17 protein-coding genes are annotated in these 18,293 nt (G+C 64.2%); 7 read left to right on the top strand and 10 right to left on the bottom strand.

Annotated elements, in window-relative coordinates; genetic code table 11:
• The first annotated feature begins 1 nt into the window (after position 1).
• Positions 2–1,429, top strand: coding sequence for a pyruvate dehydrogenase complex E1 component subunit beta (locus tag NF699_03620; protein USU05798.1), 1,428 nt, complete (start codon positions 2–4; stop codon positions 1,427–1,429).
• 105 nt (positions 1,430–1,534) lie between these two features.
• Here the strand turns inward: NF699_03620 and NF699_03615 are convergent, their stop codons facing one another.
• The 6 genes from NF699_03615 to NF699_03590 all read right to left on the bottom strand — a co-directional run bounded on the left by NF699_03615 (position 1,535) and on the right by NF699_03590 (position 7,589).
• A complete protein-coding gene (locus NF699_03615) occupies positions 1,535–2,971 on the bottom strand; it encodes a Tad domain-containing protein (protein USU05797.1) in 1,437 nt (478 codons plus the stop codon).
• Positions 2,961–3,353 carry a pilus assembly protein gene (locus NF699_03610; GenBank protein ID USU05796.1) on the bottom strand — a complete coding sequence of 131 codons (393 nt, stop codon included), beginning with the start codon at positions 3,351–3,353 and terminating at the stop codon, positions 2,961–2,963. Before NF699_03610 ends, NF699_03615 begins: the two co-directional genes overlap by 11 nt.
• Positions 3,354–3,511: 158 nt before the next feature.
• Entirely contained in the window at positions 3,512–4,075 is a 564-nt protein-coding gene (locus tag NF699_03605; GenBank protein USU05795.1) for a pilus assembly protein, read from the bottom strand.
• A 111-nt stretch (positions 4,076–4,186) separates the two neighbouring features.
• Positions 4,187–4,855, bottom strand: a complete 669-nt coding sequence (locus NF699_03600) for a pilus assembly protein (protein USU05794.1) — start codon at positions 4,853–4,855, stop codon at positions 4,187–4,189.
• A 29-nt stretch (positions 4,856–4,884) separates the two neighbouring features.
• A complete protein-coding gene (locus NF699_03595; GenBank protein ID USU05793.1) occupies positions 4,885–5,499 on the bottom strand; it encodes a pilus assembly protein in 615 nt (204 codons plus the stop codon).
• A complete protein-coding gene (locus tag NF699_03590) occupies positions 5,499–7,589 on the bottom strand; it encodes a pilus assembly protein TadG-related protein (protein USU05792.1) in 2,091 nt (696 codons plus the stop codon). The genes NF699_03595 and NF699_03590 overlap by 1 nt, the downstream gene beginning before the upstream one ends.
• 158 nt (positions 7,590–7,747) lie before the next feature.
• On the opposite strand from NF699_03590, the gene NF699_03585 reads away from it, so the two are divergent.
• Both NF699_03585 and NF699_03580 read left to right on the top strand, forming a co-directional pair.
• Positions 7,748–8,389: a squalene/phytoene synthase family protein gene (locus tag NF699_03585; protein USU05791.1), complete on the top strand. Its 642-nt coding sequence runs from the start codon at positions 7,748–7,750 to the stop codon at positions 8,387–8,389.
• Positions 8,390–8,444: 55 nt separating this feature from the next.
• Complete coding sequence (locus NF699_03580) at positions 8,445–8,903, top strand: EF-hand domain-containing protein (GenBank protein USU05790.1); 459 nt, start codon at positions 8,445–8,447, stop codon at positions 8,901–8,903.
• On the opposite strand, the gene trmFO is transcribed toward NF699_03580, so the two are convergent.
• Positions 8,845–10,209, bottom strand: a complete 1,365-nt coding sequence (trmFO, locus tag NF699_03575; protein ID USU05789.1) for a methylenetetrahydrofolate--tRNA-(uracil(54)-C(5))-methyltransferase (FADH(2)-oxidizing) TrmFO — start codon at positions 10,207–10,209, stop codon at positions 8,845–8,847. The two genes, NF699_03580 and trmFO, sit on opposite strands and share 59 nt — an antisense overlap.
• Positions 10,210–10,463: 254 nt before the next feature.
• Here trmFO and NF699_03570 point away from each other — a divergent pair, with 254 nt between their 5' ends.
• From NF699_03570 to NF699_03555, 4 genes are read left to right on the top strand one after another with little or no spacing between them, the layout of a single operon-like run.
• Complete coding sequence (locus tag NF699_03570) at positions 10,464–12,347, top strand: pilus assembly protein TadG-related protein (GenBank protein ID USU05788.1); 1,884 nt, start codon at positions 10,464–10,466, stop codon at positions 12,345–12,347.
• Between the two features lie 2 nt (positions 12,348–12,349).
• Positions 12,350–12,919 carry a pilus assembly protein gene (locus NF699_03565; GenBank protein USU05787.1) on the top strand — a complete coding sequence of 190 codons (570 nt, stop codon included), beginning with the start codon at positions 12,350–12,352 and terminating at the stop codon, positions 12,917–12,919.
• Between the two features lie 41 nt (positions 12,920–12,960).
• On the top strand, positions 12,961–13,563 hold the full coding sequence (locus NF699_03560; protein ID USU05786.1) for a pilus assembly protein: 603 nt from the start codon (positions 12,961–12,963) through the stop codon (positions 13,561–13,563).
• 31 nt (positions 13,564–13,594) lie between these two features.
• Positions 13,595–14,029 carry a DUF488 domain-containing protein gene (locus NF699_03555; protein USU05785.1) on the top strand — a complete coding sequence of 145 codons (435 nt, stop codon included), beginning with the start codon at positions 13,595–13,597 and terminating at the stop codon, positions 14,027–14,029.
• On the opposite strand, the gene NF699_03550 is transcribed toward NF699_03555, so the two are convergent.
• The 3 genes from NF699_03550 to NF699_03540 all read right to left on the bottom strand — a co-directional run bounded on the left by NF699_03550 (position 14,020) and on the right by NF699_03540 (position 18,188).
• Positions 14,020–15,816 (bottom strand): cation:proton antiporter, encoded by a 1,797-nt coding sequence (locus NF699_03550; protein USU05784.1) that lies wholly within the window; start codon positions 15,814–15,816, stop codon positions 14,020–14,022. The two genes, NF699_03555 and NF699_03550, sit on opposite strands and share 10 nt — an antisense overlap.
• Before the next feature lie 193 nt (positions 15,817–16,009).
• Positions 16,010–17,599, bottom strand: coding sequence for a long-chain fatty acid--CoA ligase (locus NF699_03545; GenBank protein ID USU05783.1), 1,590 nt, complete (start codon positions 17,597–17,599; stop codon positions 16,010–16,012).
• A 103-nt stretch (positions 17,600–17,702) separates the two neighbouring features.
• Positions 17,703–18,188 carry a hypothetical protein gene (locus NF699_03540; GenBank protein USU05782.1) on the bottom strand — a complete coding sequence of 162 codons (486 nt, stop codon included), beginning with the start codon at positions 18,186–18,188 and terminating at the stop codon, positions 17,703–17,705.
• Positions 18,189–18,293: the final 105 nt, after the last annotated feature.

The raw sequence follows: 18,293 nt of genomic DNA, 5'->3' as shown, positions 1-18,293 counted from the left end.
GATGGCGATCGAGATCAAGATGCCCGCGCTCTCCCCGACGATGGAAGAGGGCACGCTTGCCAAGTGGCTGGTGAAGGAAGGCGACACCGTCAAGTCCGGCGACATCATGGCGGAAATCGAAACCGACAAGGCGACGATGGAATTCGAAGCCGTCGATGAAGGCACGATCGGCAAGATCGTCATCGCCGAGGGGACCGACAACGTGGAGGTCGGCGACGTCATCGCTATCCTGCTCGAAGAGGGCGAAAGCGCCGACGCGGCGTCGTCCGCTCCGACTGCGACCAAGGACGACAGCCCCAAGGGCGACGCCAAGGCCGACGAGAACAAGCCCGCCGACAAGGTCGAAGACTCTGCGCACCCGGCGCAGGAAAAGGTCGAGACCGGCGCGCGACAGCTGTTCGACGCCGCCAAGAACGACGGTGTGCAGGACCCGGCGATCCCCGAAGGCACCGAGATGGTGAAGACCACCGTCCGCGAAGCGCTGCGCGACGCGATGGCCGAGGAAATGCGCAAGGACGACCGCGTCTTCGTGATGGGCGAGGAAGTCGCGCAATATCAGGGCGCGTACAAGGTCACGCAGGGGCTGCTCGACGAGTTCGGCGATCGCCGCGTCATCGATACGCCGATCACCGAATACGGCTTTGCCGGCGTCGGCACCGGCGCGGCGATGGGCGGTCTGAAGCCGATCATTGAATTCATGACGTTCAACTTCGCCATGCAGGCGATCGACCACATCATCAATTCGGCGGCCAAGACCAACTACATGTCCGGCGGCCAGATGCGCTGCCCCATCGTGTTCCGCGGCCCGAACGGTGCGGCGAGCCGCGTCGGCGCGCAGCACAGCCAGAACTATGCGCCTTGGTATGCCAGCGTCCCGGGCCTGATCGTCATCGCGCCGTATGACGCGGCGGATGCCAAGGGCCTGCTGAAGGCGGCGATCCGTTCGGAAGACCCCGTCGTCTTCCTCGAAAACGAGCTGATGTACGGCCGTTCGTTCGAGGTGCCCAAGCTCGACGATTACGTCCTGCCGATCGGCAAGGCGCGGATCATGCGTCCGGGCAAGGACGTTACGCTGGTCAGCTATTCGATCGGCGTCGGCCTCGCGCTGGAAGCCGCCGAGACGCTGGCGGGCGAGGGTGTCGATGCGGAAGTCATCGACCTGCGCACGCTGCGTCCGCTGGACAAGCAGACCGTGCTCAAGAGCCTCGCCAAGACCAACCGCTTGGTCGTGGTCGAGGAAGGCTGGCCGACCTGCTCGATCGCATCGGAAATCACCGCAATCGTGATGGAAGAGGGCTTTGACGACCTCGACGCCCCTGTGTTGCGCGTGACCAACGAGGACGTACCGCTGCCTTACGCGGCGAACCTCGAGAAGAAGGCGCTGATCGACGCCAAGAAGATCGTCGCAACGGTCAAGAAGATCCTCTGACCCGCCGGCCCGGTCGCTCCGCTATCGTGGGGCGGCCGGTTTCGTCTAGCGACGGGCCGCGGATATTCCATTCCACCGGTAACGGTGTGCGTCCGGCGTCGGCGATCAGCGAATGATCGTCGCTTGCTTGCTGGCCTGCGAAAAAAGCCTCTGCATTGCGGTATGAATCGACGGCCCGTCCGAGGCCTCGAAAAAATAGCCCGGAGACGCACAACGCTGCAACGCCGGTGCGATCTGCGGCGCGATTGGCTGGATCAGCTTGATGTATTCGTCTCGCAGATTGGGATCGCTCGGGTTCAGCGGATTGGCCTTCGTCGGCAGGTAAGTGGTGTACACGATTCCAACGGTGATCCCCTTGGATTTGTACGCATCACATAGGGATGCATCGATCGGCGCGGTACAATGGCCATAGACACACTGCCACCATTCCGTATCCGTGACCCCGTCGGTCACCATGAAGAAAAACTTGCGCGCCCGCAGTTGGGACGTGCCGTCGTCAAATGCAGCGCTGGTCGCCTTGATGTAAGGCAGAATCGCGTTGGTCGCGACCGGCAGATCGGTATCGCCATAGCCGATCGCGCCGTCATTGTCGCTCAGGGCAAGAGTTTTGACCTTGTTCTTCACATCGGTGAGATTGGTAGTCAGCCTGTAATATTCGTCCATGCCGATCGCCCAGCGGCCCTGGTTCTTGCCGATGCGATACAGGGCGAATTGATAGTTGTTATCGCCGCTCTGCCCGGCCTTTGCGGTGTCAATCATGTCCATGGTCGCATCGCGCAGCACATCGATGCGAAGCTTGATGTTGTTGTTCTTGGCAACCTGTTCGTTGGAGATGCTGTCCAGCTTGCCGTCGTGCCACGAGCGCACGTGACAGCCGAACTGGCAGCTACGTCCGTTGACCTCACCCGTACGTTGCCAGAGCAGTCTGGCGTCGGCATCGGTCGCCGCCAGTCCCATTGACTGCGAGGTATCGAGTGCGAGATGGATATCGATGAAGGGCGCCTTCACGGTCTTGGCGGTCGCACCACCTTTCACGGTCAGGGTCGGCATGCCGAGTATGCCTGCAAAGCTGTTGTCGGACGTCCCTCGGAAGTCGATCGTCGCAACGCGCGACATCGGGATGACCCCGACGTCCAGTCCTGTGAGGCCGATCGTGGGGCAGACGAGCGTCGCCTCGGGCAGCGATGCATAAGTATCGGTTATGGTGATCCTGACCTGCGCCAGAACCTGCGGGTTGAGCTGCAGGCCGGGCAGGCCGGTCGTCTGCGACACGAAGGTGCGCCGGGCGACGTCGCATGCCGTCAGGATCGGCTTCTGCATCATCGGCTGCGTCACCGCGGCCAGCGTCGCCGCGTCGGCGACGCTGGCGACCTTGGTCTCCAGCCGCATCGCCTGACTGTAATCGATCCCCATGCCGGTGGCGAAGGTCAGGGGAATCAGGGCAAATGCTGTGATCATCATGACGTTCGCCCGTCGCTCGCGCCATATCCGTGGAACGATACCAGTACGGGCGATCAGGCGACGCAGCGGATCAGCAGTCATTGCAGGGCACCGAATCTGAGTTGCGGGGACTCATGAACAGCGAGTCGGTCAGCGTCTTGCGCCCGACGATGCTGAAGCGGACGCCGGGATCGTAGGCGTAGTTGATCTCGCTCATCAGCAGATATGTGCCGTTGGTGCGCAACGTCCCCGGCAGCGTCACTACACTGCCGACGGCACGTGCCGCCGCGCCGTTGCGGCCCCGGCTCCATACGACGTTGGTCAAACCGGTATTGCTGGTGAACACCTCGGTCAGCCTGACCTGCGCGGATGCCTGACGATAGGGCGCCATGACCTGCGTCGAAGCGGCAAGCATCGCGTCGACCTCGGCGGCGCTGACCTGTTTCGATCGAGTCCCGAGGTCGGCGATGGTTCGGTTGGCCAACCCGACCTTTCGTTTGCACGCGATCCCATCCGATAGCTGATACCCCCCCAGGAACAGCAGCAGCAGGACGGGGAAGACGAACGCGAACTCCGTTAGTGCGACACCTCGACTGTCGTCGGCGAGCCTAGGGCAAACACCGGCGGGGATGGCCGGGGCAATCACGAATATTGCTCCGTCTTGCTTACTGCCGTTGCGATCAGCAGCCGGCGCCCTCCGGACAATGTGCTGATGTCGTACCCCAACGTCACTGACGGCAATTGCCAGACGTAATACAGCTGTAGCGTGACGATCTCGCCCGGCGCCCCCATATTATAGGCCGTCGTGATCGATGGCGTGCCTGCGGCGTTCGTCGTAACGGCCGGGGCGGCGATGCTTGCACTCGCGAAATCGACCGATCGGTCGACCGATACGAACAGGTTGGAACAGCGCATGTACCGTGGCAGCGTGGAGCAGACCTTTGCCTTGAACTGGTTCCGATCGAGCGCGGCCCCCTGCGACGACCCGGTCAGCAACGAACGACCGGCGGTGACCGCAACCGTCTCTAGGCTTTGCTGTGCGAAATAGCTCAGGCTGGTCGCGAGAATTGCGAACAGGATCGCGAAGAACGGCAGTATCACGATGCCGAACTCGACGATGGTCGCTCCGGATCGATCGCGAACCAGCCGGCGGCGCGGCGCAATTCGGGGCCGGCGAGCGGCAGGCAGGTGAGTCAGGTCGGTCATGTTTCGACCAACGTTGTAATCTGGATCAGTATAGCATCGGTTAACGTCCATTCTCGACAGTGTTCGTGTACTGTTTGTTAAATGGTTATATCACACCGATTCGGTATTGGGTCAGGTTGATCCGAGATGCGCGGCGTCGCACAGCCGCCGGGCCGTATCGTTCAAGCCGTTGGAATTGGTCAGCGCCTGTCCGGCCCGATCGCGTACTGGAAACGTCTGGACCGCGCGCAATTCCCGATTGCCCATGAACATGCCCGCCACCAGCGGACTGTAGGTATAGCGAACCTCGGCCACGATCATCGCCCCGGCAGTGATGGGGATCGTGCCCGTCGTATCGGTCGCCGGGGCGCGGGTGCCGATGCCGAATTTTAAGGCGGCATTGGTCGCACCGGTGCCTTCGGTACCATAGGCCGATACCGCGTTCTTGGCGCCAAAGCACCGCTGCCATGTGATCTTGTAGCCGGCATTGCTGTTGCCGCTGGCGATGCCGTTCGATTCGATGTCCGATATGATCACGCGTCCGCGTTCGCCGAACTTGATGCCGGTACCGGAGAAACGCAGCCCGACCATCACCTCGTTGACGTCGGTCTCATCCATCGAGATGCGGACACGGGCCGCGTTGTCGGCGGCGAGCATCGCCATCTGGTTGATCCGCAGCGTCACCAGGGCGAGGTTTGCGGCTTCCGTCCCGGCAAGGCCAACGGTGGCGAGCAGGGGTAGGGCATAGGCGAACTCGATCATCGCGAGGCCCGTGCGCTCCCGCAGGAGCCGGCTCGCCATGGCGGCAACGCGGGTGGAAGCCAGCGATCTCACGAGCATCGGACCACCACCTGTTGCGCGCCATAGGGCTGGTTGCGGATCAGCGTCTTCGCAGTCGCGCTGGTTTCGCCGCTCCAGCCGACATATCGCCAGATCGGGAAGAGCCTCGGCACGTTGACCGACACTGTGTAGAAGACGATGTCGTCCGCCGTACCCAGATTGTCGCCACCGCCGCCTGTGGTATCGTAGCGGCCGTTACCGTTGCGATCTTCGTAGCAATCGGTCGCATTGTAGACTCCGACCGGTGCGGTATCCCCGGTGATCCGCTCACCTCCGCCGACCGTGGAAAAGTTAAAATAGCTTTGCGGTGTCACCGTAACGGCAGCAGGATCGGAGCGCGACGTGTTCGGAAGAACGCCGCGGACCTCGGTATTAATCAGTGCGACAATCTGATCGCGCGTACGGTTGCCGACTGTCGCCTTGCGCGCCGCCTTTTCCAGCGCGCCGGTCACGGTGGCCCGTACATAGCCCTGATAGCCGAGATCGAGCGACCCCATTACCAGTACCAAGAACGGCACCGCGACAAAGGCGAATTCGGGCAGCGCAGCGCCGCGCCGCGATCCCCGTAGTCGGCCGAACAGCGCGCACACGATCCGAACACCCATCATTGGGAGAGACGCAATCCGCCGATCGTCTGCGCGATCTGCTGGAACCGGGTGCGCAATTGCGCGGAATTGGACGATAACGACCAGTGTGCGGAGTCGCTGGCGCAATCCTGCAATTCTTGCGGCATGGTGCTGATGCCGAAGCCGACGACCCAGATGGTGAAGCCCTTGCCCTTCATCGCGTTGCAGATGATGCTGGTGCGCCTTTTGTGGATGTCGTTCAGGCCATCGTCGCTCGTCCCGGCCGGTGCGATGCGACCCTGCAGATTGTTGATGCCCCAAGGATCGTTGGCACCGCCGCGGGTATCGAGCGCACCGTCGGTCATGAACACGATGTGCCGCGAGATCTGAAACCCGCCGGGCCCGGTGCTGTCCGCATTCGTGGCCGAGAAGATGCCGCTCTGCGACAGGAATCGCGCGCCCCAGATCAGGCCGATGTCATGATAAGTGCCGCCTACGGCGCTGAGCGAATCGACGTAGGTGTTGAAGGTCGGCGACGATTTGGTGCCGGCGACGTAGTCGGCCTGATACGGTGTCAGCGCCGATGCTTCACGCGGACAGGCAGCAAAGCCGTTGTCGATCCATTCGGCGTTGCGGCCCAGCCAATAGCCGTAATTGTCGAATTGCACGCCGGGCAGATACGGCTTCCAGCGCGTCTGCGTATCGTTCGGGATCAGGTCGATATTCAGGTCGTTCGCGCCGGACGGCACGCTTAGCGCCGACGACGCGGTGATCGTGTTGTCTGTACTGGCTTCCTCGATACAGCCGCTCCAGGTGATGGTTTCGGGGGTGGTGTTGGAGTAGTAATAGCCGTTGTTGAGATTGGGTGTCGTATCAGGGGCATAGCCGGTCCAGTATGTGGGATTGGGCGCGCTGGCGTTGCGGATGCCGTTCTGGACGATCTGGGCGACGTCGATGGCGCGCGGGACGTAGCGCCAGGACACGAACTTTTCGCGCTCGGTCCAGGTGGTCGGGGTCGTCGTCGCCGACTGTATCGTCCGGGTATAGGTGCCGTCGCGATGACGGACCTGACAGATCCCCTTCGCGCTGGTGCCCGATCCGGATGTGCGCAGCCACTGCATGTCGTTGTCGGCGACCCTGTGCTGTTCGACCGTCTGGTAGGTGCGGTTGCGGACCGTGTCCGGATAGGCCGGCGGGTTCTCGTCCGTCCGCAGGGACGTGTTCGTCGACGTCACGATGTCGCTGTCCGCCGGCACCTTCGCGCTGCATTGCGCGCTCGTCAGGTCGAAGAGCAGTGAATCTGTGACATAGGCGCCGTACACCGTAGCGGTGACGGAGGCCGACGTCTGGTTCTGGGTCGATTCCGTGCCATAGTTCGGGACGCGTTCGGTCAACGTCTGGGCGATGCGCGACCGGTAGGTCCACTCCTCCGACCCGTTGCCGCCGACGATGTAACCCGGGTTCAACCCGTAGACGATCTTGCCGACGTTGACGTTGCTGGAATAGGGCACGAAGCCATAGCGGATGCGCCCCGGCCCGCTCGCCGTTCCCGGCCCGAGCGCGGCATAGAAGTCCTTCACCGCCTGTTTGAGGCCCGATATCTTGCTCTGGATGTCGCCGAACGGAGTCTGGTCCATCGACCCGGTGACGTCGAGCACGAACATGACGTCGGTGTTCGGGATGACCAACGTCGATTCGCACGACACGTTGAGCGTGACGGTGCTGTATCCGAACATCTTCATGATGGTCATCGGCACGGCGAGCGAGGCTGTGCCGACGACGGTGCCAACGGCGCCGCGCGCGTAGCTGGCCGTGGGCGTCCCGGCGGAATAGGTGTTGTTGGGGAAGTTGAACCGGAAATAGTTCAACGCGGTGGCGCGCTCCGACGCGGACAGCGTGTTGACGTCGGCCATCGTCCGGCGTCCCGCCAGAGCGCCTGCGTCGCAAGCCTGCTGCAACCGGGTCTGGGTCATGTAGAGCCGGCTGAGATCGATCGCGCCGCCCAGCATCGCCATCATCGGCACCAGCGCGGCGGCCGACATCGCCAGGATGTTGCCTCGCCGGTCGCGGCGCAGCCGACGCAGCACGACTGGTATGACCGATCCTGACATATTCGCGTCGTAACCCATTCTATCCCTTAACGATTCGCGCGCTTCGTCCGTGATCTCCCGTGCGCGCCGGCTTGCCCACGCAGTCTCAAGAAATGTGCCTAACGTGGCAGTAAGCTTTGCCGGCGGCACCGCCGGACCACCTTGCGCCGCGCCGTCGTTCTTGGCAGCGGGTCGGAATGAGCGATGCCCGACCCACCGATCGCCAGCTCGCGATCGACCATGCGCCCGTCGATGTCCGGGCGGCGTTCGCGGCGCTGCTCGCGCTCGACGAACGGTTCGGCCAGATCGTGCGCGCGACGCGTGAACCGATGGTCGGCCAGATGCGACTGACGTGGTGGTATGAGGCGCTCGTCCGTCTGGACACGGCGCCCGCACCAGCCGAACCATTGCTTCGCGAACTGCAGGACCACGTCCTGCAGCACGGGATCGCCGGTGCGGAGCTGGCGGAACTGGTCGAGGGATGGGAGGCGTTGCTGGACCCCGTCGACGCGGAGGTGATCGATCGTCATGCGAATCTGCGCGGAGGGCGGCTGTTCGCGATGGCGGGTCGCCTGATGCCGGGGGACGCGACGGCGCTGCACGAGGCCGGACGAGGCTGGGCGGCAGCCGATCTCGCCACGCATCTGAGCCTGCCGGATGGCGTCGTCCATGCCGACGCACGTGCTACCGAAGCACTGAACCAAGCATTCTCAAGGTCTTGGCCAAGATCATCACGGGCGATCGGCACCCTTGCCCTGTTGCAACATCTTCGATTACGCGGGCTGACCGCGGTTCGTGGTTACGTCGCATTGACGCGGTTCTGGCTGGTCGGTCGCTGAACACTTGCCCGTTGCGGATTGATCGCTAGCCTGCACTTCGATGGAGGGCAGGGCGATGTGGCGATATCTGGCAGGCGGTGGTGCCGTATTGGCGGCGGGCGGTGCAGCGGTGATGATGATGACCAGTGGCGGTACGCCGTCGACCGCCATCCTGCCGCCCCGTCCGGATCAGGCCGTCACGGCCGACACGCCGATAGCGGACGAGCGCGTGCCGGAGGCGTCGCCGGCCACGCGCGAGCAGAAGCGGTTCAACCGTTACGACAAGGATCGCGACGCATCCGTCACGCGCGACGAATATCTCGTCGCGCGACGCAAGGCCTATGCGAAGCTGGATGTAGACGGCGATGGTCGGCTGAGCTTCGACGAATGGGCGGTCAAGGCGACCACGAAGTTCGCCGCCGCGGACCGCGACCGGTCCGGGGCGATGAATGCCGCCGAATTCGCGACCACCGCGGTCAAGCGGAAGCCAGCGTCTCGTCCGAAATGTCCTCCGCTACCGGCGGAAGAGGGGTGATCCAGTCGGCGAATGCGGCACGGGCGCGATCGGTATACATGCGCTTGCGGTCCGCCTTTTTCGTGCGGCCCTCGATCGGCGGCATCAGCCCGAAGTTGACGTTCATCGGCTGATACGTCTCCGCCACCGCTGCGCCGGTAATGTGGTGCAGCAGCGCGCCGAGCGCCGTCATGACCGGCGGCGGCGTCAGGGTTTCACCCGACAGCTCCGCAGCGGCGAAGCGGCCGGCCATCAGCCCGATCGCGGCGCTTTCGATATAGCCTTCGCAGCCGGTAATCTGGCCGGCGAACCGGATGTTCGGCTTGTTCTTCAGCCGCAGCGTCGGATCGAGTAGCTCGGGCGAGCGAATGAAGGTGTTGCGATGCAGTCCGCCGAGCCGGGCGAATTCCGCATTCTGCAAACCCGGTATCGTCCGGAACAGCCGAACCTGCTCCGCATGCTTCAGCTTGGTCTGGAAGCCGACGATGTTCCACAGGGTTCCTTGCGCATTGTCCTGGCGCAACTGCACGACCGCATAGGGCCAGCGGCCGGTGCGCGGATCGTCGAGGCCGACGGGCTTCATCGGGCCGTAGCGCAACGTATCGACGCCGCGTTCCGCCATGACCTCGATCGGCATGCAGCCTTCGAAATAGGGCGTGTCCTTTTCCCATTCCTTGAACTCGGTCTTCTCGCCACCGACCAGTCCTGCATGGAAGGCGAGGTATTCGTCCTTGTTCATCGGGCAGTTGATGTAATCGTGGCCATCACCCTTGTTCCAGCGCGACTGGAACCACGCCGTGTCCATGTCGATGCTGTCACGATGCACGATCGGCGCGATCGCATCGAAGAAGGCGAGCGCATCGCTGCCGGTCGCGGCACCGATTGCGCCGGCCAGTCCCGATGCGGTCAGGGGGCCGGTCGCGACGATCGCGGGGCCGTCGGGCAGCGCGTCGATCCGCTCGCGCACGATCGTGATGTTCGGATGCGCTTCCAGCGCCGCGGTGACGCCCGCGGCGAAGCCGTCGCGATCGACCGCCAGCGCCGATCCCGCCGGCACCTTGTGCAGGTCGCCCTGCGTCATGATCAGCGATCCCAGTCGCCGCATTTCCTGATGCAACAGCCCGACCGCATTGCTTTCGGCATCGTCGGAGCGGAAGCTGTTCGAGCACACCAGTTCGGCCAGGCTGTCGGTATGATGCGCCGGTGTGCCTTCGCCGCTACCGCGCATTTCGGACAGGCGGACATGGAAACCGGCCTCGGCCAGCTGCCATGCGGCCTCCGACCCGGCGAGGCCGCCGCCGATGATGTGGATATTGTGCGTGGTCATAACGGATCGCCGTGTCGAGAAAAGGGAGAGGGGACTGCCGCCGCTATAACCGGGTAGCGGTATCGAACATACCCGCAGCGTTCATACCGGCAGCGTCGGCCTAGCAGCGTCGGCCCGGCGCCCGAGCAAAATTCGACCCACCCAAATCAACCATCGCGAAATTAGTACCGTATTGTTTACCATTCCCACTTTAAGCCTCTTCGGAACAAGGGGTTATGAGAATGGTCAGGGGATTGGGCGGAGGTGTGGCCCGTATGCGTCGCGTCTGGCGCGATCGGCGGGGATCGGCGATCTCGATGATGGTGGCGGGGTTGATCCCCGGCATCGCCGCGCTGGGATCGGCGATCGATGCCGGCCGGGTCTATGTCGTCAAGTCGCAGTTGCAGGCAGGGGTCGATGCCGCGGCGCTGGCCGGCGCGCGCGCGTACGAACTGGACAACCCGACACCGGCGGGGCGGAATGCGCAGGCGCTCGCCTATTTCCGGGGCAATTTCCCCAACGGCTATATGGGCACGGCGAACCTGACCGTCACGCCGACGTTCGCGACGATCGCCGGGCGCAACAACACGACCGTCCGCGCGACCGCGACGGTGCCGATGTCGTTCATGCGCGCGTTCGGCTTTCAGCAGCAGACCGTCGCCGCGGTCGCGCGCGCCGAGATCCAGCCGCACCCGCTGGAGGTGATGATGGTGCTCGATAACACCGGATCGCTGAAGGCGAACCTGCCGAAGGATGTGAACAACGTCGTCAAGACGCGGATCACCGCGTTGAAGGACGCATCGAAAAGCTTCCTCGACGTGCTGTATCAGGGCGGCAACACCCGTGCCGATCTGGCGATGGGCTTCGTGATGTACGACATCACCGTCAACGTCGGCAAACTGCTGCCCAACTGGCAATCGCCGACCGTGGTGCGCCAGCAGTTCGGCTTCAACGACGTGTACATGACGGCCTATGGCGGCAGCTGGCCGAACAATCACCTCGCGTGGAAAGGCTGCGTCTTCAACGACGACAGCGTGAAGGACCTCAACAGTACGTTGACCTTCAAGGAAGACGGTGCGTGGGACATCGATCGTAGCTTGCCGGGGGAGGGCGCGCATCCGCCCGTCAGCCCGTATTTCATTCCGCCGATGTACGTGCCGGAAATGGAAGCCGGATCGGTGACTGCCGCGGATCGGGCAGCGGATAACGGAAAATACTACAAGGTCGCGAACATCGAACCCAACAACAACCTGTACCGGCTGGATGAGAATTATGCCGACTACATGCTGAACCTCGATGTTTATGCGAACAACTTCGCCAACAATCCCTACCGTCGCTGGATGTACATGATGTACATCGGGTTGAACGATGGTGCCGCCAGTGCCGGCAACGACGTCATCACGCGTATGGATGGCAGCTATTACGATCCCGCGGCCTCTCCATGGGATTTCAACACCCGCACGGGCACGCCGTTCAAGGTGAATTATTCCCGCATTCCGCGGTTCAATTCCGACTGGAAGGTCGCGACTGAATATACCGTCAATCCGCTTGGCGGCAGCACCAGCGACGGCAACAAGAACAAGACCGAATGGCCGTCGCCGAACTGGCAATGCCCGGAAGAGGCGGTGCCGGTGGGCTATGGCCGCGACAAGAGTTTCTACACCGGGATCATCGATAACAAGAATGCCGCCATCTATCCGGCGAACGGCACGCTGCATCACGCCGGCCTGTTGTGGGGGTATCGCCTGCTGGTCCGGGACGATGTGTTCCGCCGGACCAATCCGACGCGGGAGGCGCCGAAGCGGGCGCTGGTCTTCATGACCGATGGTGAAACCGCGCTGGGCGCCACCCAGAACGGGTATAACGACCGGACCTGGACGTTCTACGGCAATTATGCGGACAAGCCGATTTCCGCATCGATGGGGAATCTGACCAGCCAGTCGGAACGCCGGTTCTCCAAGACCTGCGCGTCGCTGCAGGCCGAACGCAATCCGCCGACGGTCTATATCGTGGCGCTGACGACGACGGACGCGAATACGCTGAGCATGTTCGAACGCTGTGCACCGGGCCACGTCTATCGCACCTCCGACGCGGCGACGCTGACCGCGGCCTTCAACGATATCGCGGCGGAGCTCGTCGACCTCCATCTGGTACAGTGAGGATGAACCGCCTGATCCGCGACGCCCGCGGCGTCACCATCGTCGAATTCGCGATCATCCTGCCGGCGATGCTGACGCTGATCTGCGGCACGGTCGAGATGGGGCACATGATTCTCGCCCGACAGGTGCTGGAGGGTGCCGTGGTCGATGCCGCCCGCAAGGCGACGGCGAGCATGGAGACGGGCGAGGCGGATCGACGCGCCATCATGATCGCCAGCATCACCAGTTCGATGGCGTCGTTCCCCAGGGCGCCGGGGCAGGCGATCGACATCCAGACGCGGGTCTATGCCGACTTCAGCTCCGCCTATCCGGAAACCTACACCGACACGAACGGCAACAACCGCTTCGATGCGGGCGAACCCTATGTCGATCGCAACCGCAACGGACAGTGGGACAATGCGACCGCCAAGACGGGGACGCTGGGCGGTCCCGGCGACGTCGTCAGCTATACCGCGCGCTATCCCAAGCGGCTGCTGTTCGGTTTCGTCGGCCGCTTCGTCGGGCGTGCCAACGGTGTCCTGCCACTGTCCGCCACGACCGTCGTCCGCAACGAAGCCGTGGTGCGCAGTTGATCGCGGCGCTGTGGCATCGGCTGCGTCGCGATCGCCGCGGCGTGTCCATCCTGGAATTCGGGCTGATGCTGCCCCTGTTTCTGGGGTTTGCGCTGACGGGCATCGAATTCGCCAATTACGTCATGGCGAACAACCGCGTGCAGCGGCTGGCGGCGATGAGTGCCGATCTGGTCGCACAAAGCGGTACGGGGCAGATCGGTGTGGCCGAAGGGCAGATCTACGACCTGTTCAGCGCGCTGGATCTCACGGCACGCCCGTTCGATCTGCGCCGGTTCGGCCGGGTGGTGATCACCGGGGTGCAGGGGACGGACAACGACAACGACGGGACGGTCGAGAACCGCATTCTGTGGCAGCGGTTCGACGGCGATTTCGTCACGCCGCCGTTGCTCGGTTGCGCGATGACGACTGCGGTCGCGACGCTGCCGCAGAACAGGCAGCTGATCCGGGACGAAATCCTGTTCCACGTGCAGGTCAGCTACCGCTATCAGCCGATCTTCAGCTCCCTGCCGTTCCGCTGGCTGACGCTGCCGACCAGCTTCACCCGCGGCGCGATGTTCCGGGCGCGCAACAAGGACTTCACCACGCCCACTCCCGACAGCCGCTTTCCGGCCAAGCGGAACTGCAACACCGCAAGCGGCCTATGACCGGGGCGCGTCAGGCACTACATCGGTTTGCATGACGCGCATCTACACCATCGGTTACGAGGCGAGCACGATGGCGGACTTCATCGCGGCGCTCTCTGCGGCCGGTGTCCGGCGCGTCGTCGACGTGCGGGCGCTGCCATTGTCGCGCCGCCCGGGGTTCTCCAAGACGTCGCTTGCCGCCAGCCTTGCGGAAGCGGGAATCGACTACGCCCATCTGAAGGCGCTCGGTACGCCCAAGCGCGGCCGCGATGCCGCGAAGAAGGGCGATGTCGCCACGCTGCACGCGGTGTACGACGATCAGCTCGCGTTACCCGAAGCGCAGGCCGCCGCCGCGATCATGCTCGATCTGGCCGCCGAGCGCCCGAGCGCGCTGCTGTGCTATGAACGCGAACCGGCGCATTGCCACCGCACCCTGCTGCTCGACGCGGTGGGTGAGGGCGTGGAGATCGTGCATCTCTACACCTGAGGGGGGGATTGCACCGCGTCGCTCAGCCGGCGCACCCGGCGGATGCGCGGCTCGCGGTCGATCTCCGCTTCCGCCCGGATCGACCGGCGCAATTCGTCGCGCTTCTCGTGGATCGACGCGATCACCGGCCCCATCGCCACCCCGAGGTCGACCAGCACAGCTTCGGACAGTTGCAGGGAGCTTTCCAGCGTCTCAGGAACGGCATCCGTGACGCCGGCGCGATACAGCTCGGCCGCGTGACGCGGATCGCGTGCGCGGGCGATGATCGGCAACTCGGGCGCCAGCGCGCGCATCCGGCGGGCCAGCCGCACCGTCAGAACCGGATCGTCCATCGTCAGGATCAGCGCGCGGGCACGCGCGAGGTCGAGCCGATCGACCAGCTCCGCCCGGGCGATGTCGCCGAACAGCACCGGATAACCGTCGCGCCGCGCGATCGCCACGGTGTCGATATCTGCCTCCACCGCGATATAGCGCTGGCCGTGCACCGCGAGCAGGTCCGCGACCATCTGGCCGACGCGTCCGAAGCCGATCACCACCGCGCCGGGTCCTTCGCCGGTATCGTCGATCGGCAGGTCGTCGCCCACCGCCCCGCGTTCGATCCCGCGTGACAAGAGATTGCCCGCCTTTGCCAGCAGCGGCGTGATCGTCAGCCCGATCGCGGTCACCGTCTGCCAGAAAGCGGCGGTGGATGGCAGGATCAGCTGCGCCTGCGCCGCGGTCGCCAGCACGATCAGCGTCGTTTCGGACGGGCTGCCCATCAGCAGCCCCGTCTCCGCCGCGGTGCCGCGCGCCGTCTGCGCGACGCGCAACAGCAGGAAGGTGACGACGGCCTTCACGCCCACCACCGCGACGACCGCGATCAGCAGCGACGACCAGTTCGCCAGCACCTCCGCCAGATTGACGCTCATGCCGACGGTGATCAGGAACACGCCCAGCGCCAGCCCCTTGAACGGCGCGGTCATCACCTCGACCTCGGTATGATATTCGGTTTCCGCGATCAGCAGTCCGGCGAGCAGCGCGCCGACGATCGGCGACAAGCCCGCCGCGGTCGTCGCCACGCTGGCGACGATGACGACCAGCAGCGACGCGGCGAGGAACAGCTCCGGGCTCTTCGTCCGCGCCGCCTGTGCGAACAGGCGCGGCAGCACCAGCCGCCCGCCGAGATACATGACGACCACGGTCGCCCCGCCGCGCAGCGCGACGCCGGCAATCCCGACCCAGCCTTCGTCGCTGGCGGTCGGCGCCATCGCTCCGAGCGCGAAGATGATCGGCACCAGCGCCAGATCCTCGAACAGCAGCATCGCGAACGCGCCCCGCCCGACCGGGCTGGTCGTGCCCACCAGCGGCAGCACCAGTGCGGTCGAGGACAGCGCGAGCGCAAGGCCAAGCCCCGCCGATCCGGCCCATTCCTGTCCCAGCATATGGACCGCGATCGCGATGAGCGCCGCCGATCCGATCAGCTCGGCAGGCCCTGTGCCGAATACCTGCGCGCGCATCGACCACAATCGCTTGAACGACAGTTCCAGCCCGATCGAGAACAGCAGCAGGATGATGCCGAATTCGGCGAACGGCTCGATCGAATGCGGGTTGGATATCGTCAGGTAATAAAGCCACGGCGCCCGATCGGTCAGCTGCCCCAGCCCGAACGGCCCGACCAGCATGCCCACCAGGATGAACCCGATGACCGGGCTGACCCGGAACCGCGCAAAGGCGGGGATCACCAGCCCCGCCGCGCCCAGAATTACCAGCGCATCGCTGAAGCCCGCATTTTCCAGTCCGATCGCCATGCACGGACCTTAGAGGGGTCGGGAACCAAAAGTCAGCCCTTGATCCGCACGGACCGGGAAACCGGAGCCTGGCCCATGCCACGCCGCGATCAGCCGGCATCCTCCATCATCCCGGACGTGTTCCGGGCGATGGAGCATGTCCGGTCGGGAGACGATGTAGCCGTGAGGTGGCCGGCCCGCCCGCCCGTCGCCCTCAGGCCGCCAGACGGTAATCCTTGAACTGTTCCCGCAGCGCCGTCTTCAGCAGCTTGCCCGTTGCCGTGTGCGGCAGCGCGTCGACGAACACCACCGCATCGGGCAGCCACCATTTCGCGACCACGCCCGACAGGTGAGCGACGATGGCGTGTTCGGTCACATCGCTGTCGGGCTTGCGCACCACGATCAGCAACGGCCGCTCGTCCCATTTGGGATGAGCGATGCCGATCGCTGCCGCCTCCGCTACGCCCGGGCACCCAATTGCGGCATTCTCCAGATCGACCGAGCTGATCCATTCGCCGCCCGACTTGATGACGTCCTTCGACCGGTCGGTGATCTGCATCGTACCGTCGGGATGGATGACCGCGACGTCGCCGGTGTCGAACCAGCCGTCCGCATCGATCGCATCCGCATCCGCCCCGAAATAGCGCTTCACCACCCACGGCCCGCGGATGTGCAGCCGCCCGGCGGACGTACCGTCACGCGGCAAATGGACGTTCTCGTCGTCGATCACCGTCAGTTCGACGCCGAACGGAATCTGCCCTTGCTTGGTCAGGAAATCGAGCTTGCGATCTTTTGGCCAGTCCGCCCAGCCGACCGGCGGTGCGCCCGCGGTCGCCACAGGCGACGTTTCGGTCATGCCCCACAGGTGTTTGACCTCGACCCCCATGTCCATCAGCCGCTCGATCATCGCGCGCGGCGCGGCCGATCCGCCGATCGTCGCCATCCTGAGATGCGGCAGCGTGTCGCCCGAAGCATCCAGATGGGCGAAGGTCGCCAGCCACACCGTCGGGACGCCGGACGATATCGTCACCTTCTCGCGGTTCATCAGCTCGCACAGGGTCCTCGCATCGTTGATCGCGGAGAACACCAGTTTCGCGCCCGCCAGCGGCGCCGCGAACGGCGTGCCCCAGGCCGCGGCATGGAACATCGGCACAACCGGCAGCAACACCGCGGCCGACGACAGCGACAGCACCGCAGGCGACACCACCAGCATCGCGTGCAGCAGGGTCGAACGATGTTCGTACAATACCCCCTTGGGATTGCCGGTGGTGCCGCTGGTGTAGCAGAGCATGCACGGCTCGCGCTCGCCGCCGGTGGCCCAGACATAATCGCCATCTTCGCCCTCGATCAGCGCGCGGAGCGTGCCGGGGCCGTCGCCGTCCATCACGACATAATGTTCGATCGTCGTCCACCGGTCGCGCAACCGATCGACGATCGGCTGGAACGCGCGATCGTAGAGCAGCACGCGATCGCCGGCGTGATTGGCGATATAGGCCAGCTGATCGTCGAACAGCCGCGGGTTGATCGTGTGGATCACGCCGCCCATGCCGATCGTGCCATACCACGCGGCCAGATGATGCCCGTGGTTCATCGCCATCGTCGCCACGCGATCGCCACGGGTCATTCCCAGCCGTTCCAGTGCCTGCGCCAGTCGCCGCGCATCATGCGCAATCCCGTGCCAGTCGCTGCGCGTCTCGCTACCATCGGCCCAGCGCGTCACGACCTCCCGGTCACCATATTCACGCGCGGCATGATCGATCAGCGTCGATACCCGAAGTTCGAAATCCTGCATTCCGCCGAGCATTCGTCATCCTCTCGATCATCCGGCGCTGCGTTCGCGCCTTTTGAACGAGCATAATACCCGTCCGGATCGGCGCAATCCCCAACAGGGCGCCGGGCGTCGACGCTCAGGATGTGACGGTCAGCGTACCGGCATGGAACGAGGTACTGCCGAAGTTCGCCGTCAGTACGCATTTGTCCCATGGTCCCTCGATTCGAATTCCGAGGGAATCGAACAACGTCTTGAATGCCTTCAGCATTCCAGCATCGTGCGTCTGGCGGTTGATGATGCGCATACAGCCGACGAGCGCGGTTCCGACCAGATCCGGCGCCAAGTCGTACAGCGCCTTAAGCCATGACGGGTCGGCTGAACCCACCATCCGGGAGCAGGTGCCCGCGATCGATTTGAACGATTCGGCCGACGTCTTGTTCTCATCCTCTGCGGTGGCGAGAAATCCGTTGAGGTCCTCGAGGAACAGCGTGGTCATTTGGAGGGCGACCAGCAGGTCGGGCAGTTCCTTGTTCCAGTAATTCGCGAAGAGCGATTCCAGCTGCTGAGGCATGTCTTGCTTGTTGAAGCCGCGCATCAGTCTCGATCTGAACGGATAGATCATCGTCGTTTGCTCCCCGGCACCCGGCAACGGGCGGGTGCCATACGACGAGGGTGTACCCGAGGCGCCCGGCGACCTAATCGGACCCGGTCCGAAACGACGGCGAGC

It is taken from the genome of Sphingomonadaceae bacterium OTU29LAMAA1, assembly GCA_024072375.1.
In the GTDB taxonomy this organism is placed as follows: Bacteria; Pseudomonadota; Alphaproteobacteria; order Sphingomonadales; family Sphingomonadaceae; genus Sphingomonas.
This window is presented reverse-complemented; position numbering and strand designations above follow the sequence as displayed.

Bases quoted from the DNA above. Each gene is read 5' to 3' on its own strand.
- NF699_03620 (USU05798.1), top strand. From the start codon at position 2: ATGGCGATCGAGATCAAGATGCCCGCGCTCTCCCCGACGATGGAAGAG.
- NF699_03615 (USU05797.1), bottom strand. From the start codon at position 2,971: ATGACTGCTGATCCGCTGCGTCGCCTGATCGCCCGTACTGGTATCGTT.
- NF699_03605 (USU05795.1), bottom strand. From the start codon at position 4,075: ATGACCGACCTGACTCACCTGCCTGCCGCTCGCCGGCCCCGAATTGCG.
- NF699_03600 (USU05794.1), bottom strand. From the start codon at position 4,855: ATGGCGAGCCGGCTCCTGCGGGAGCGCACGGGCCTCGCGATGATCGAG.
- NF699_03595 (USU05793.1), bottom strand. From the start codon at position 5,499: ATGGGTGTTCGGATCGTGTGCGCGCTGTTCGGCCGACTACGGGGATCG.
- NF699_03590 (USU05792.1), bottom strand. From the start codon at position 7,589: ATGGGTTACGACGCGAATATGTCAGGATCGGTCATACCAGTCGTGCTG.
- NF699_03585 (USU05791.1), top strand. From the start codon at position 7,748: ATGAGCGATGCCCGACCCACCGATCGCCAGCTCGCGATCGACCATGCG.
- NF699_03580 (USU05790.1), top strand. From the start codon at position 8,445: ATGTGGCGATATCTGGCAGGCGGTGGTGCCGTATTGGCGGCGGGCGGT.
- trmFO (USU05789.1), bottom strand. From the start codon at position 10,209: ATGACCACGCACAATATCCACATCATCGGCGGCGGCCTCGCCGGGTCG.
- NF699_03570 (USU05788.1), top strand. From the start codon at position 10,464: ATGCGTCGCGTCTGGCGCGATCGGCGGGGATCGGCGATCTCGATGATG.
- NF699_03565 (USU05787.1), top strand. From the start codon at position 12,350: ATGAACCGCCTGATCCGCGACGCCCGCGGCGTCACCATCGTCGAATTC.
- NF699_03555 (USU05785.1), top strand. From the start codon at position 13,595: ATGACGCGCATCTACACCATCGGTTACGAGGCGAGCACGATGGCGGAC.
- NF699_03550 (USU05784.1), bottom strand. From the start codon at position 15,816: ATGGCGATCGGACTGGAAAATGCGGGCTTCAGCGATGCGCTGGTAATT.
- NF699_03545 (USU05783.1), bottom strand. From the start codon at position 17,599: ATGCTCGGCGGAATGCAGGATTTCGAACTTCGGGTATCGACGCTGATC.
- NF699_03540 (USU05782.1), bottom strand. From the start codon at position 18,188: ATGATCTATCCGTTCAGATCGAGACTGATGCGCGGCTTCAACAAGCAA.